General features: G+C 59.8%; 13 protein-coding genes, 1 tRNA gene and 1 pseudogene. All 15 read right to left on the bottom strand.

What is annotated here, in order from left to right; genetic code table 11:
* On the bottom strand, positions 1 to 139 hold a 139-nt coding region (locus tag VF515_19740; GenBank protein ID HEX7409865.1), incomplete at its 3' end, for a GTP-binding protein.
* A 37-nt stretch (positions 140 to 176) separates the two neighbouring features.
* The gene (fusA, locus tag VF515_19735; protein HEX7409864.1) at positions 177 to 2,258 is read right to left on the bottom strand and encodes an elongation factor G; all 2,082 of its coding nucleotides are present in this window, start codon (positions 2,256 to 2,258) and stop codon (positions 177 to 179) included.
* Between the two features lie 61 nt (positions 2,259 to 2,319).
* Positions 2,320 to 2,790, bottom strand: a complete 471-nt coding sequence (gene rpsG / locus VF515_19730) for a 30S ribosomal protein S7 (protein HEX7409863.1) — start codon at positions 2,788 to 2,790, stop codon at positions 2,320 to 2,322.
* A gap of 21 nt (positions 2,791 to 2,811) precedes the next feature.
* On the bottom strand, positions 2,812 to 3,183 hold the full coding sequence (gene rpsL / locus VF515_19725) for a 30S ribosomal protein S12 (GenBank protein ID HEX7409862.1): 372 nt from the start codon (positions 3,181 to 3,183) through the stop codon (positions 2,812 to 2,814).
* A gap of 73 nt (positions 3,184 to 3,256) precedes the next feature.
* Positions 3,257 to 7,396, bottom strand: a complete 4,140-nt coding sequence (gene rpoC, locus VF515_19720; GenBank protein HEX7409861.1) for a DNA-directed RNA polymerase subunit beta' — start codon at positions 7,394 to 7,396, stop codon at positions 3,257 to 3,259.
* Between the two features lie 53 nt (positions 7,397 to 7,449).
* A pseudogene (rpoB, locus tag VF515_19715) lies at positions 7,450 to 11,532 on the bottom strand (DNA-directed RNA polymerase subunit beta).
* Positions 11,533 to 11,564: 32 nt separating this feature from the next.
* On the bottom strand, positions 11,565 to 11,939 hold the full coding sequence (rplL, locus tag VF515_19710) for a 50S ribosomal protein L7/L12 (GenBank protein ID HEX7409860.1): 375 nt from the start codon (positions 11,937 to 11,939) through the stop codon (positions 11,565 to 11,567).
* Positions 11,940 to 11,978: 39 nt separating this feature from the next.
* Entirely contained in the window at positions 11,979 to 12,503 is a 525-nt protein-coding gene (gene rplJ / locus VF515_19705) for a 50S ribosomal protein L10 (GenBank protein ID HEX7409859.1), read from the bottom strand.
* A gap of 10 nt (positions 12,504 to 12,513) precedes the next feature.
* Positions 12,514 to 13,221 (bottom strand): 50S ribosomal protein L1, encoded by a 708-nt coding sequence (gene rplA, locus VF515_19700; GenBank protein ID HEX7409858.1) that lies wholly within the window; start codon positions 13,219 to 13,221, stop codon positions 12,514 to 12,516.
* Between the two features lie 14 nt (positions 13,222 to 13,235).
* Positions 13,236 to 13,658 carry a 50S ribosomal protein L11 gene (rplK, locus tag VF515_19695; protein HEX7409857.1) on the bottom strand — a complete coding sequence of 141 codons (423 nt, stop codon included), beginning with the start codon at positions 13,656 to 13,658 and terminating at the stop codon, positions 13,236 to 13,238.
* Between the two features lie 24 nt (positions 13,659 to 13,682).
* Positions 13,683 to 14,213 (bottom strand): transcription termination/antitermination protein NusG, encoded by a 531-nt coding sequence (gene nusG / locus VF515_19690; protein HEX7409856.1) that lies wholly within the window; start codon positions 14,211 to 14,213, stop codon positions 13,683 to 13,685.
* A 6-nt stretch (positions 14,214 to 14,219) separates the two neighbouring features.
* On the bottom strand, positions 14,220 to 14,441 hold the full coding sequence (gene secE / locus VF515_19685; GenBank protein ID HEX7409855.1) for a preprotein translocase subunit SecE: 222 nt from the start codon (positions 14,439 to 14,441) through the stop codon (positions 14,220 to 14,222).
* A 33-nt stretch (positions 14,442 to 14,474) separates the two neighbouring features.
* A tRNA-Trp gene (locus VF515_19680) sits at positions 14,475 to 14,548 on the bottom strand.
* Between the two features lie 61 nt (positions 14,549 to 14,609).
* Positions 14,610 to 14,762 (bottom strand): 50S ribosomal protein L33, encoded by a 153-nt coding sequence (gene rpmG / locus VF515_19675; GenBank protein HEX7409854.1) that lies wholly within the window; start codon positions 14,760 to 14,762, stop codon positions 14,610 to 14,612.
* Positions 14,763 to 14,775: 13 nt separating this feature from the next.
* A partial coding sequence (tuf, locus tag VF515_19670; GenBank protein ID HEX7409853.1) for an elongation factor Tu occupies positions 14,776 to 14,916 on the bottom strand: 141 nt, incomplete at its 5' end.

The raw sequence follows: 14,916 nt of genomic DNA, 5'->3' as shown, positions 1-14,916 counted from the left end.
ACGGAACGAAACTCGCCAGCTTGCGCGACGCCAATACCTTCGTGATCGCCGCCGTCAACGTCGTCTTCCCGTGATCAATGTGCCCAATCGTCCCCACATTCACGTGCGGCTTCTTGCGCTCAAACTTTTGCTTCGCCATGGTTCACTCCTCCCAGTTCATCCGCGCCACGCCGACTCTATGCGCCAACCGCCTTCGCGGTGATCTCTTCCGAAATCGGCTGCGGTACCGGCTCGTAGTGTGAGAACTGCATCGTGTAGGTTGCGCGACCCTGGGTCATGGAGCGCAAATCGGTCGCGTATCCGAACATCTCTGCCAACGGCACGTTGGCCGTAATCACCTGTGCACCCGCCCGAGTTTCCATCCCTTGGATTCGGCCTCGACGGCTATTGAGATCGCCGAAGACGGGCCCAGAAAATTCCTCCGGCACAACCACCTCGACCGCCATGACCGGCTCAAGGATCACTGGACTGGCCTTGGCGCAGGCGTCCTTGAAGGCCATGGAGGCGGCAATCTTGAACGCAATTTCTGAGGAATCGACCTCGTGGTACGAGCCATCCAACAGGGTCACCTTCAGGTCGACCATCGGATAGCCAGCCAGCGCGCCGGTCGCCGAGGCATCATGGGCACCGCGCTCTACCGCTGAAATGTACTCCCGCGGAATCACACCGCCCTTGGTCGCGTCCGCAAAATCGAAACCCTTACCAGCCGGCAGTGGCTCGACGCGCAGAACGACGTGACCGTACTGGCCGCGGCCGCCGGTCTGACGGATGAACTTCCCTTCCCGCTCGACGGACCGCCGGATCGTTTCTTTGTAGGCGACTTGGGGCTTGCCGACGTTGGCGTCGACCTTGAACTCGCGCAGCAGGCGGTCGACGATGATCTCTAGGTGCAGTTCACCCATCCCTGAGATGATCGTCTGGCTAGTTTCGCGGTCAGTGGCCACCCGGAACGATGGATCTTCCGCAGCGAGTTTCTGCAGTGAAACTCCGAGCTTCTCCTGATCCGCCTTCGTCTTCGGCTCGATGGCGATCGAGATCACCGGGGCCGGGAACTCGATCGATTCCAGCACGATCGGGCGGCGCTCGTCGCACAAGGTGTCGCCGGTGGTGGTATCCCGCAAGCCGACGGCCGCCGCGATGTCACCCGCATAGATCTCTTTGATGTCTTCCCGCTTGTTGGCGTGCATCTTGAGAAGACGCCCGATGCGTTCCTTCTTCCCTTTCGTCGAGTTGAACACATACGAACCCGACTCCGCCATGCCCGAATAGACGCGCATGAAGGTCAAGGTGCCGACGAACGGATCGGTCATGATCTTGAAAGCGAGTGCCGCAAACGGAGCGTCATCTTCCGCCGCCCGCAGCTCACGGGCTTCGGTATTCGGATTGAGGCCCTCGACGGCCAGAACATCCGTCGGTGCCGGCAGGAAATCCACGACCGCATCGAGGAGCGGCTGCACCCCCTTATTCTTGAAGGCGGCGCCGCACAGAACCGGTACGATCTTGATATCCAACGTGGCGCGCCGAATTACCTGACGGATCTCACTTTCCGAAATTGGCTGGCCCTCGAGGTACTTCTCCAGAACGCTTTCGTCGCTATCGGCCACAGCTTCCAGCAACTCCTGGCGATACTGTTCAGCTGCCGCCAGGTGTTCTTCCGGAATCTCCTCGGTTCGGTAGCGAGCGCCCAGCGTCTCATCGTCCCACAAAATTGCCTTCATGGTCACGAGATCGATGATGCCCAGAAAGTGCTCTTCCTTGCCGATCGGCAGCTGGACAGGAATGGCGTTGGCACGCAAGCGCTCGCGAATCATGCTGACACCGCGAAAGAAGTCCGCGCCAACACGATCCATCTTATTGATAAAGGCGATACGTGGAACGCGGTACTTGTCTGCCTGGCGCCAGACGGTTTCAGACTGCGGCTCAACGCCGCCGACGGAGCAAAACACAGCCACCGCACCGTCCAACACTCGCAGCGAACGTTCGACCTCAATGGTGAAATCCACGTGACCCGGCGTATCGATGATATTAATGCGGTGGTCGCGCCAGGTGCACGTTGTCGCCGCCGACGTGATGGTGATGCCGCGCTCCTGCTCCTGAACCATCCAGTCCATGGTGGCGGTACCTTCATGGACCTCACCGATCTTATAGGTGATGCCGGTGTAGTAAAGGATGCGCTCGGTCGTCGTGGTCTTACCGGCATCGATATGCGCCATGATGCCGATATTCCGCGTGCGTTCCAGTGGGACTTTCCGAGCCATAATTGCTTTGAGTACGGCGGCCCGCGATCGTAGCCGCCGAGTTCACTCCTGCTTTTTGATCTTACCACCGATAATGAGCGAAAGCCTTATTGGCGTCCGCCATGCGATGCGTGTCTTCCTTCTTCTTGATGGTGGCACCGCGATTGTTGGCGGCGTCCAGCACTTCGCCGGCCAGGCGCTCAGCCATGGATTTTTCGGCACGGTTCCGAGCATGCATCACGAGCCAGCGCATGGCCAGGGACGCCCGACGTGCGGGTCGCACCTCGACGGGCACCTGGTACGTCGCGCCACCCACCCGACGCGAGCGCACTTCGACGACGGGCTTGACGTTGTCGAGCGCCCGCTTGAATACCGCCAACGCGTCTTCCTTGGCCCGCTCGCCTACGAGATCCAGCGCGCCGTACAGGATACCCTCAGCGGTACTCTTCTTACCCGCGCTCATCATGCTGTTGATGAACTTGGTCACCATTCGGTCGTGGAATTTCGGGTCGGGCAAAACCTCCCGACGCCGCACTTCTCCTTTACGCGGCATGTGATGCTTGTCCTATCGGGCTCACTTGGGGCGTTTGGCCCCGTATTTTGACCGGCTCTGTTTCCGGTCCTGCACGCCGATAGAATCGAGCGTGCCGCGGACGATGTGGTACCGGACCCCAGGCAAATCCTTCACGCGACCACCACGGATGAGCACCACCGAGTGTTCCTGCAGGTTATGGCCGACGCCGGGAATATAGGTGGTCACTTCGATCCCATTCGTGAGTCGGACACGGGCCACTTTCCGCAAGGCCGAGTTCGGCTTCTTGGGAGTGAGCGTGTACACCCGCGTGCAGACGCCGCGCTTTTGTGGCGAGCATTGCAGGGCCGGCGCCGCCATCTTGCGACGCTGCTTCACGCGGCCATGTTTGACCAGTTGGTTAATCGTCGGCATCTCTTTCGCGCAGTCCTTACCTGCAAACAATTGAACAGTACTTAGTATGAAAACTCAGCGCCCGTGTCAAGGGTCAGCCTTCGATTGCCTCGGCGACAACCGGTGCGGGTTCCTGCATCCCCTCCGCTTCTGCCCCCTCCACCACCAATTCCAGCTCGGAATACCTGGGCACGCCCGTCCCGGCCGGGATGAGGCGGCCCATGATCACGTTCTCCTTCAGGCCGACCAGGTGGTCGACCTTGCCATTTATGGCAGCCTCGGTCAGCACCTTGGTGGTTTCCTGGAAGGAGGCTGCGGAGATGAAGCTATCCGTCGAGAGACTGGCCTTGGTGATGCCGAGGAGCAACGGCTCGGCGATGGCAGGTTCGCCACCTGAGACAATCATCTTTTGGTTCTCTTCCTCGAAGCGCCACTTCTCGACCTGATCCCCGATCAGGAACTTGCTGTCGCCGACCTCCTTGATCCGGACGCGGCGCAGCATCTGACGGACGATGGCTTCGATGTGCTTGTCGTTGATGCGCACACCCTGCAGACGGTAAATCTCCTGCACCTCGTCGACCAGATACTTGGCGAGCGCCTTTTCTCCCAGGATGGTCAGGATGTCGTGGGGATTGGAGGAACCGTCCATCAATGGCTCGCCGGCACGCACATGGTCGCCCTCGTGGACGCTGATGTGCTTGCCTTTCGGGATCAGGTACTCCCGCGCTTCACCCACCTCCGGCGTCACGATGACTTTGCGCTTTCCCTTCGTATCCTTACCGAAGGAAACGGTGCCATCGATCTCGCTGATGACCGCGAACTCCTTGGGCTTGCGCGCCTCGAACAGCTCGGCGACGCGGGGCAAGCCGCCGGTGATATCCTTGGTCTTCGTGGTTTCGCGCGGGAACTTGGCGATCACATCGCCGGCCGACACCGGTTGACCTTCAGTAACGTGGATATGCGCACCCACTGGCAGAACGTAGCGCGCAAAAGCCTCCGATCCGGGCAGGCGCACGGTCTTGCTTTCGCGATCCTTAATCGACACACGAGGCCGCCTGTCGAGGTCCTTGCAGTCGATGATGACCTTGGTCGACAGACCGGTACGTTCGTCGACTCGCTCCTCCATCGTGACACCTTCGAGGATGTCACCGAACTTCACCGTACCGCCGACTTCGGTGAGCATCGGGTTGGTGTACGGATCCCACTCCGCCAGCAGTTCGCCGGCCTTGACGCGGGCACCCTCCTTCTTCTTCAGCTTGGCGCCGTACACCATGGAATAGCGTTCGCGTTCGCGTTCGCGGTTCGGCTCGGGCCTCTCGACGATCACGACCTCGCCGTTACGGTTCATCACCACCTGGTCACCGTCCTTGTTCGTCACGGTAGCGAGGTTGATGAACTTCAGGAAACCATCGTTGCGAGCCTCGAGGGTCGTCTGTTCGGCGCGTCGGCTCGCCGTCCCGCCGATATGGAAAGTCCGCATGGTGAGCTGCGTACCTGGTTCGCCGATGGATTGTGCCGCAATGACACCAATGGCCTCGCCGAGGTTCACCATGTGTCCGCGCGCGAGATCCCGGCCGTAGCAGCGAATGCAGACACCCTGACGGGACTGGCACGTCAGCACGGAGCGGATCTTGACGCGCTCCAGACCGGCTTCTTCGATCCGCTTCACGAGGTCTTCGTTGATTTCCTGGCTGGCGCGGACGATCACCTCGTTGGTGAACGGATCAGCAATGTCCTCCAAGGCCACGCGGCCCAGCACACGGTCGCCGAGGCCTTCGATCACTTCGCCGCCTTCGACGAGGGGTGATATTTCGATTCCGTCCAGGGTCCCGCAGTCCTCTTCCGTGATAATCGAGTCTTGCGCCACATCGACGAGGCGCCGGGTGAGGTAGCCGGAATTTGCTGTCTTCAAAGCGGTGTCCGCGAGGCCTTTGCGGGCGCCGTGCGTCGAGATGAAGTACTGCAACACGGTCAGACCTTCGCGGAAGTTGGCCGTGATAGGCGTTTCGATGATCTCGCCGGATGGCTTCGCCATGAGACCGCGCATGCCGGCAAGCTGGCGGATCTGTTGGGCGCTGCCACGGGAGCCGGAATCCGCCATCATGAAGATGGGGTTGAAGCTGGAACCCGTCTGCTTCTGGCCCTTCTCCGTCACCAAGGTTTCGGTCTGCAGCTCCCGCATCATCTCGTCGGCGATGCGGTCGGTGACTTCGGCCCAGATGTCAACCACCTTGTTGTAGCGTTCACCGTCGGTGATCAGCCCTTGGTTGTACTGCTCTTCGATTTCGCGCACGGCGGCGTACGCTTCTTCGAGGAGCTTGGGCTTGTTCGAGGGGATGACCATATCCTTGATGGCGATGGAAATGCCCGCCCGCGTCGCGTACTCGTAGCCCAGGTCCTTGAGTTTGTCGGCAAAAATGACCGTGGCCTTGTTCCCCGCATACCGATAGGCGAGGTCGATCAGGCCGCCGAGTTCCTTTTTCTTCATCACCCGATTGACTTCGGCAAACGGGATTTCGCGTGGAACGATTTCGAACATCAAAACCCGGCCCACCGTCGTGTCGACCAGGCTGCCGTTATGCCGCACGCTGACGACAGCTTGCAGGTCGACCTCGGCCTGATCGTAGGCGATGCGCACCTCGCCGAAGTTGGCGAAGCGTTTCCCGCAGCCCATGGCGTTCGGCCGCTCTCGCGTCATGTAGTACAAGCCGAGCACAATGTCCTGCGTTGGAACGATGATGGGCCTGCCGTTAGCTGGCGACAAGATGTTGTTCGTCGACATCATCAGGGCGCGGGCTTCGACTTGCGCTTCGACGGAAAGAGGCACGTGCACGGCCATCTGGTCGCCGTCGAAGTCGGCGTTGTATGCCGCACAGACGAGAGGATGCAGCTGGATGGCCTTGCCTTCGATCAAGATCGGTTCGAAGGCCTGAATGCCTAGGCGGTGCAGCGTTGGTGCGCGGTTCAAGAGCACCGGGTGCTCGTGAATGACCTCGTCGAGGATGTCCCATACTTCCGGACGTTCCTTCTCCACCATCTTCTTGGCGCTCTTGATGGTGGTGACGAAACCGCGTTCCTCGAGCTTGTTATAGATAAAGGGTTTGAACAGCTCCAACGCCATCTTCTTCGGCAGGCCACACTGGTGAAGGCGCAGCTCGGGCCCGACGACAATCACCGAGCGCCCCGAGTAATCGACGCGTTTGCCGAGGAGGTTCTGCCGGAATCGGCCGCTCTTCCCTTTCAACATATCGGAGAGTGACTTCAGCGGTCGTTTGTTCGGGCCGGTGATGGCGCGACCCCGTCGGCCGTTATCGAACAAGGCATCGACCGCCTCTTGCAGCATCCGCTTCTCGTTACGCACGATGATGTCGGGTGCATTCAGCTCCATCAAGCGCTTGAGTCGATTGTTGCGGTTGATGACGCGGCGGTAGAGGTCATTGAGGTCCGAGGTCGCAAAGCGGCCGCCATCGAGAGGCACCAGTGGACGGAGATCCGGCGGGATCACCGGGATGGCCTCCATGATCATCCACTCGGGCCGGTTCCCGCAGCTCTTGAAGGCGTTCACCACCTTGAGGCGCTTCGCCATCTTCTTCCGCTTCGCTTCGCTGGTGGCTTCGCGCATCTCCACGCGCAACTCACGCGACAACTCATCGACGTCGATGTCCTTCAGCAGAGTGCGGATGGCCTCGGCGCCCATTTCGGCCTGAAAGCCATCGCCATACTCCTCGCGCGCCTTGCGGTAGCGATTTTCGCTGAGCAGCTCCTTGTAGGTCAGCGGGGTCTTGCCAGGATCGGTCACCACGTACGATTCGAAGTAGAGGACCTTTTCCAGTTCCTTGAGCGTCATATCGAGCAGCGTACCGATACGGCTGGGAAGGCTCTTCAGAAACCAGATGTGGGCCACCGGCGTCGCCAGATCGATGTGCCCCATACGCTCGCGACGTACTTTCGACTGAATCACCTCGACGCCGCACTTTTCGCAGACGACGCCGCGGTGACGCATGCGCTTGTACTTGCCGCAGTTACACTCGTAGTCTTTCGTCGGCCCGAAGATCTTGGCGCAGAAGAGCCCGTCGCGTTCGGGTTTGAACGTCCGGTAGTTGATGGTCTCGGGCTTGCGGACCTCCCCGTGCGACCAAGAACGGATCTTGTCCGGCGACGCAAGTGAAACCCGCAGGGCGTTAAAGGCCCGTGGGTTCTTGGGTTTTTCAAAAAGAGTAAACAGATCCTCCATGGTTCCTCCGTGCGTTCCCGGCGCTAAGAGCGGACGTCGGTGTCCGGGTTATCCTCCAGCAGCTCCACATCGAGCGCCAGGCTCTGCAGCTCCTTCATCATCACGTTGAAGGACTCCGGCAGTCCGGGTTCCAGCACGTTTTCTCCCTTCACGATGGCCTCGTACATCCGCGTCCGTCCAGCCACGTCGTCCGACTTCACCGTCAGCATTTCCTGTAAGGTGAACGCGGCACCGTAGGCTTCCAACGCCCAGACCTCCATTTCGCCGAGGCGCTGACCGCCGAACTGTGCTTTGCCCCCCAGGGGCTGCTGTGTAACGAGCGAGTATGGACCAGTCGAGCGGGCGTGGATTTTGTCGTCGACCAGGTGGTGTAGCTTCATCATGTACATGATACCGACAGTAACCGGCTGGTCAAAGGCCTCACCGCTACGGCCGTCACGCAGTCGGGCTTGCCCTGTTGCCGGCAAGGCCGCTTTCTTAAGCAGGTTGAAGATCTCGGCTTCGCCGGCACCGTCGAAAACTGGCGACGCGACATGGATGCCGTTGGCGGCCTTGCGCACCAACTTGACCACATCGTCATCCTTAAACCCGTCCACGAGGTCGCCTACCTCCTTGCCGTAGAGGTCCCGCATCTTCGCGCGCAATTCTCCTGCACGGCCGTTCAGCTGTTCGACCAGCTGAATGCCGAGCGAACGTGCGGCCCAGCCGAGATGAGTTTCCAGGATTTGCCCTACGTTCATACGGGAGGGAACCCCCAGCGGATTGAGGACAATGTCTACGGGCGAACCGTCCTCCAAGTAGGGCATGTCCTCCTCGGGCAGGATCCGCGAGAGGACCCCCTTGTTGCCATGACGCCCGGCCATCTTGTCGCCGACCTGCAACTTGCGCTTGATGGCGACGAACACCTTCACCATCTTGATGACACCGGGAGGCAGCTCATCGCCACCTTTGAGGCGTTCTATTTTCTCCTGGAACACCATGCGGATGAGGGAGAATTGCTCTTGCATGGCTTCGACAATACGCGCCAGCTCCTCTTCCACCTTGTCGTCACCGACCTTGATGTCGGCCCATTGTCCCGGAGGGATTTCTTCCAGATCCTCGGGCGTGATTTCGTGACCTTTGGGCAGCAACACCTTACGCGCGTCGTCGGTCAACCGCGTCGCCGTCTCCTTCCCAATCAGGAGTTTTCTGACCTTCTTGAGAGTCGTGTCGCGGATGATGCGTTGTTCGTCCTGCTGATCCTTCTTCAGCCGGGCCGCTTCCTCGTCCTCGATAAGGCGGCTTCGTTCATCCTTCGAGACCCCCTTGCGGGAGAACACGCGGGCGTTGATGACCGTGCCCTCGACGCCTGGCGGTACCTTCAGGGAAGTATCGCGAACCTCGCCGGCCTTTTCGCCAAAGATCGCCCGGAGCAATTTCTCTTCCGGCGACAGTTGGGTTTCGCCTTTCGGCGTGATTTTCCCCACCAAGATGTCGCCCGGGCGCACCTCGGCGCCAATGCGAATAATACCGCTCTCGTCAAGGTCCTTCAGCGCCTCTTCGCCGACATTCGGGATGTCGCGGGTAATTTCTTCGGGTCCAAGCTTGGTGTCACGTGCAACGCACTCGAACTCTTCGATGTGAACGGAGGTAAAGTAGTCGTCTTTGACGACGCGTTCGCTGATGAGAATCGAGTCCTCGAAGTTGTACCCCCCCCACGGCATGAAGGCCACCAGGACGTTGCGGCCGAGGGCGAGTTCGCCCATTTCCGTCGATGAACCGTCGGCGATCACCTCTCCAGCGTCGAGGTGATCCCCTTCGAGCACGATCGGCTTCTGGTTGATGCAGGTGTTTTGGTTCGACCGCTGATACTTCGTGAGGTTGTAGATATCGACACCGGGGTCACGGCCCAAGTCGCTGACTTTGTCCACCTTGATGACGATGCGGGTGGCGTCGACGCTTTCCACCGTGCCGGCCCGCTTGGCCAGGAGCGTCACGCCAGAGTCGCGCGCCACGACCTTCTCCATACCAGTACCGACCAGAGGGGCCTCTGTGCGCAGGAGCGGCACCGCCTGGCGTTGCATGTTCGATCCCATGAGAGCGCGGTTGGCGTCGTCGTTTTCCAAGAACGGAATGAGTGATGCGGCGACACTCACGAGCTGGTTGGGCGATACGTCCATGAACTGAACCTGCTCCGGACGCACCATGGTGAACTCGCCGCTCAGCCGCGCCGAGATCATGTCGACGGTGAAGTTCCCCTTCGCGTCAATGGGAGCATTAGCTTGAGCAATGACGTGGTCTTCCTCTTCCAGTGCGGAGAGGTAGCGGATGCGGTCGGTCACACGGCCGTTCTCCACCTCGCGATATGGAGTCTCGACGAAGCCGAACTCGTTGACGCGGGCGTAGGTGGACAGCGACGCGATCAAGCCGATGTTCGGACCTTCCGGCGTTTCGATCGGGCACACACGCCCATAGTGTGTCGGGTGCACGTCGCGGACTTCGAATCCGGCACGCTCACGCGTCAGGCCGCCGGGTCCAAGGGCCGACAGCCGTCGCTTGTGGGTGATCTCGGACAGCGGGTTGGTCTGGTCCATGAACTGGGAGAGCTGACTCGAGCCGAAGAACTCCTTGATCACGGCCGACACCGGCTTGTAGTTGATCAGCTCTTGCGGCATGAGCGTTTCGATGTCTTGCAGGCTCATGCGCTCCTTGATGGCTCGCTCCATGCGCACCAGGCCGATGCGGTACTGGTTCTCGACCAGTTCGCCGACCGCACGGACCCGGCGGTTGCCGAGGTGGTCGATGTCGTCAATCGTGCCGTTGCCGTTTTTCAGCTCGATGAGGTAGCGAACGACTTCCAGGATGTCCTCACGGCGCAGGGTGCCCTGGTCCAACGGGACACGCAGCTTGAGTTTATGGTTCAGCTTCAGGCGGCCCACGCGAGACAGATCGTAGCGTTCCGCATTGAAGAACAGGTTGTTGAAGAACGTCGTGGCGGTTTCAATCGTGGGTGGATCACCAGGCCGCAAGCGTTTGTAGATTTCGATGATCGCTTCTTCCGGCGTCAGGACGTTGTCCAGCAGCAGGGTGTTGCGGAGCGATGAGCCGATGTGTTGGTCGTCCAGGAAGAGCGCTTCGACGGCGCTGATACCGTTGTTTCGCAGCTTCTCCAGGCGTTCGGTGGTAATCTCCTGGTTGCATTCCAGCAGCACCTCGCCCGTCTTCGGATTCACCACATCGTGGGCCACAACACGGCCGACGATTTCCTCGAGCGTGATCGGGATCTCTCTGATCCCCGCCGCTTCCATCTGCTTGATTGTGGCTTTGGTAATCTTGCGCCCTTCTTTCACGATCAGATCGCCGTTGCTGTCGCGAATGTCGCGGGTGGCTTTCAAGCCCACCAATTGATCGGGCTTGAACGCCTTCGCCACCTTACGGCTGTCAAGAAGGATGGTGTCCGTCTTATAGTAGTAGTTGAGAAGATCCTCTGTGGTCATGCCCAAGGCACGCAGCAGCACGGTCGCATGGAATTTGCGCCGCCGGTCGATGCGGACGTAGAGGATGTCCCGTGGATCGAACTCAAAATCAATCCACGACCCGCGATACGGAATGATGCGCGCCGAGTACAGCAGTTTGCCGCTGGCGTGGGTCTTCCCTTTATCGTGGTCGAAGAAGACGCCGGGCGACCGATGCAGCTGGCTGACGATGACGCGTTCCGTGCCGTTGACCATGAACGTGCCGTTGTCGGTCATCAACGGGATTTCCCCGAAGTAGACCTCCTGCTCTTTGACGTTCTTGATCGAGCGCGCGCCGGTCTCAGGATCGACGTCCCAGATGACGAGCTGAATGGTCACCTTGAGCGGTGCGGCAAAGGTCATGCCCCGTTCGTGGCACTCGTCGACGGAGTATTTCGATTCTCCGAGACTGTAGCTGACAAACTCGAGTGACGATGTCTCGTTGAAGTCCTTGATTGGGAAGACCGAACGGAAGACGCCCTGCAGACCCATGTCCCGGCGTTCGCTCGGCGGTGCCGAGCGCTGCAAGAATTCTTCGTACGAGCGCTTCTGGATTTCGATGAGATTGGGAATCTCGATGATCTTCTTGATATGCCCAAAGCTCCGCCGAAAACGCAGATTATTCGCTACCTGAGAACCCATAGCGACTCCTTAGACCTCCCCCTGGAAGTTCCCTACTTCAATTCCACCGTACCCCCGGCCTCTTCGATCTTCTTCTTCATCTCCTCAGCTTGCGCTTTGGGTACGCCTTCCTTGACCGGCTTCGGTGCACCGTCGACCAAGTCTTTGGCTTCCTTCAAACCGAGTCCCGTCAGCTCTCGGACGACTTTGATCACCTGGATTTTCTTTTCGCCGAATCCTGTCAGTATGACGGTGAAGTCCTCTTTTTCGGGAGCAGCCGCGGCAACCCCGGCGGCTGCCGGGCCAGCGATAGCCACCGGCGCTGCGGCGCTGACGCCGAGCTCTTCTTCGAGTTCCTTCACCAGGGTGGCGGCGTCCATCAAGCTCATGGTCTTGATGTAGTCCTTCACCTGTTCGCGCGTAGCCATACCTTCACTCATTGATGTCCTCCTCTTTCCCTGGGTCCGTTATTCTATATTTTCCATTCGTGCTCGAACGCGATCGACGACACGCACCAGGCGCGCCCCCGGCTCTTGCATGGTGCGCAGCAGCTGCACGGCAGGTGCCTGCATGGTTCGCAGGAGCGTCGCCAGCAGCACCTCACGGCTCGGCAGCTTGGCCAACTCGCCGACGGCTGCCGGTTCGAGCAGCTTCTCGTCCAGCACCGCTGCCTTTATCGAAAGCTTGTCGTTCTCCTCGGCAAAGCGCACCAACACCTTGGTGACCGCAACCGGGTCCGAATAGCCAAAGATGAGCCCCGCCGGACCGTCGAGCAGATCGTGCAAGCCGCTGTACCCAGTGTCCTTCAGGGCACGGCGCGCAAAGCTGTTCTTGGTGACCTTGTACTCTCCGCCGACCTGCTTCAAGGCGCGCCGCAGTTGCTGCATTTTGCGTACGTTCAGCCCTTGCGACGTCGCCAGCAGCGCTACGCTCGCCCTCTTGAAGCGCTCATGTAACGCAGCGACGCCAGCTGCTTTCTCTTCACGATTCACCAGATCCTCCTCAGGCAGCCTGCGCCCGCACTGCGGCCGGGTCGACCTTCACGCCCGGACCCATGGTCGAGGCGACCGAAACGCTCAGCAGATAGTTTCCCTTGGCGGCTGCGGGTTTGACCCGAATCAAGGTGTGCAGCAGTGCGCCCGCGTTGTCCGTCAGTTTCTCGGGGCCAAACGACACCTTGCCGATCGGGACGTGGACAATGCCCGCTTTCTCGACCCGGTACTCAACCTTGCCGGCTTTCAATTCAGTCACCGCCTTGCCGACGTCAAAAGTCACCGTGCCCACCTTCGGGTTGGGCATGAGGCCGCGCGGGCCAAGGACCTTCCCGATGCGGCCGACGAGCGACATCATGTCCGGGGTAGCGATGGCCTTGTCGAATTCCAGCCAGTTTTCGGTGGTAATCTTCTTCACCAAGTCCTCGCCACCGACGTAATCGGCGCCAGCGTCGCGCGCTTCGCGTTCCTTCTCACCTTTGGCAAACACCAAGATGCGCACCGACTTGCCGGTGCCATGCGGCAAGATCACTGTGCCGCGTACGTTTTGGTCTGCCTGGCGCGGATCCACGCCTAGTCGGACGGCTATCTCCATCGTCTCGTCAAACTTCGCCTTCGCTGCCCCCGCCGCCAAGCGGAGCGCCTCATCAAGCGGATACCGTTTGTCGCGGTCTATTGTAGATAGCGCAGTGCGGTACCGTTTTCCATGCTTGGCCATTGCTACTCCCTCGCTCAGTCGACCACGTCCAGGCCCATGCTACGCGCCGCGCCCTCGATGGTACGCATTGCCGCCTCGATGCTCTCAGCCGTCAGGTCAGGCATCTTGAGCTGGGCAATCTCACGAACCTGCGCCCGCGTCACTTTGCCCACCTTTTTCTTGTTCGGCTCGCCCGAACCCTTCTCCAACCCAGCGGCCCGCTTCAGCAATACGGCAGCCGGCGGCGTCTTGGTGATGAAGGTAAACGACCGGTCAGCGTATACCGTGATAATCACCGGAATTAAGAGCCCCTGCTGCGCTTGGGTTTGGGCGTTGAACACCTTGCAAAACTCCATGATGTTCACGCCACGCTGCCCGAGAGCGGGGCCCACGGGGGGGCTGGGGTTGGCTTGGCCGGCCGGTATCTGCAGCTTGATCTCTGCGATTACCTTTTTCACTACGGTCTCCTCCGAAATAGGGCGCTATGCTTTTTCGACCTGGACGAAGTCCAACTCGACCGGCGTTGCCCGTCCAAAGATGCTGATCAACACGCGGAGCTTGCCCTTGTCTGCCTTGACCTCTTCCACCACGCCGTTGAAGTCCTGGAATGGACCATCAACGACTTTGACGCTCTCACCCGACTCGAACAGCACCTTGGGTTTCGGCCGGGCCGCCCCCTCGGCCATTTGCTGCGTGATCTCGTGGACCTCAGCCTCGGAGATCGGCGCCGGGTGGGTCGCGTCCCCGACGAAACCGGTCACTTTCGGGGTCGACTTCACAACATGCCAGGTCTCATCGTTGAGTTCCATGTTCACCAGGATGTAGCCCGGAAAGAACTTCCGCGACGAGGTCTTCTTCCGTCCTTTGACGAGTTCGACAACCTTCTCCGCCGGCACCAGGATTTCACCGAAGTACTCCTGCTTGTTGAGCGTTTTGATACGCTCCTCAAGGGCGGCCTTGGCCTTATGCTCGTAGCCCGAATACGTATGAATGACGTACCACTGTTTCGCCATGGCGGATCAACTCAAAATGGCTCGCACCACATGGGAAACGGCATAGTCAACGACCCCCAGAAATACCGCCAGGATGATCGTAATGATCACCACGACGAGGGTTGCCGCATAGGTCTCCTTGCGCGTGGGCCAATGGACCTTCTTCAGCTCGCTCCAAACCTCGTTCAAGAAGTTCGTGGCGCGCGGGACCGTGTCTCGTATTTTCCCAAACTGTTCTTGCAGTGCCATATTTGCTCAACGTGCGCTCAGCTTGCGGCGGAGCGGGTCAGGCAGGGCTCGAACCTGCAACCCCCGGATTTGGAGTCCGGTGCTCTGCCAATTAGAGCTACTGACCCGACACGACCACCCTAAAGGCAAGTTCCAGCCTTGCCCTGTGCCGTTTTCGCTCTCTTTTCGTCAGACCTTCGACTCCTTGTGGACCGTATGCGTCCGACAAAATGGACAAAATTTCCGCAGAGCCAGTTTCTCAGTGGTAGTTTTCTTGTTCTTCGTTCCTGTGTAGTTGCGGCGCTTACATTGCTCACATTGGAACGAAATGATATCGCGCATCGGCCTTTCCCCTTCACTTAATGATTTTGCCGACGACGCCGGCGCCGACGGTGCGGCCGCCTTCGCGGATCGCGAAGCGCAGCCCTTCATCCATGGCGATGGGGGTGATCAGCTCGATGCTCACCCGGATGTTGTCGCCCGGCATCACCATCTC

Source organism: Candidatus Binatia bacterium (genome assembly GCA_036382395.1).
GTDB lineage: Bacteria > Desulfobacterota > Binatia > HRBIN30 > HRBIN30 > JAGDMS01.
This window is presented reverse-complemented; position numbering and strand designations above follow the sequence as displayed.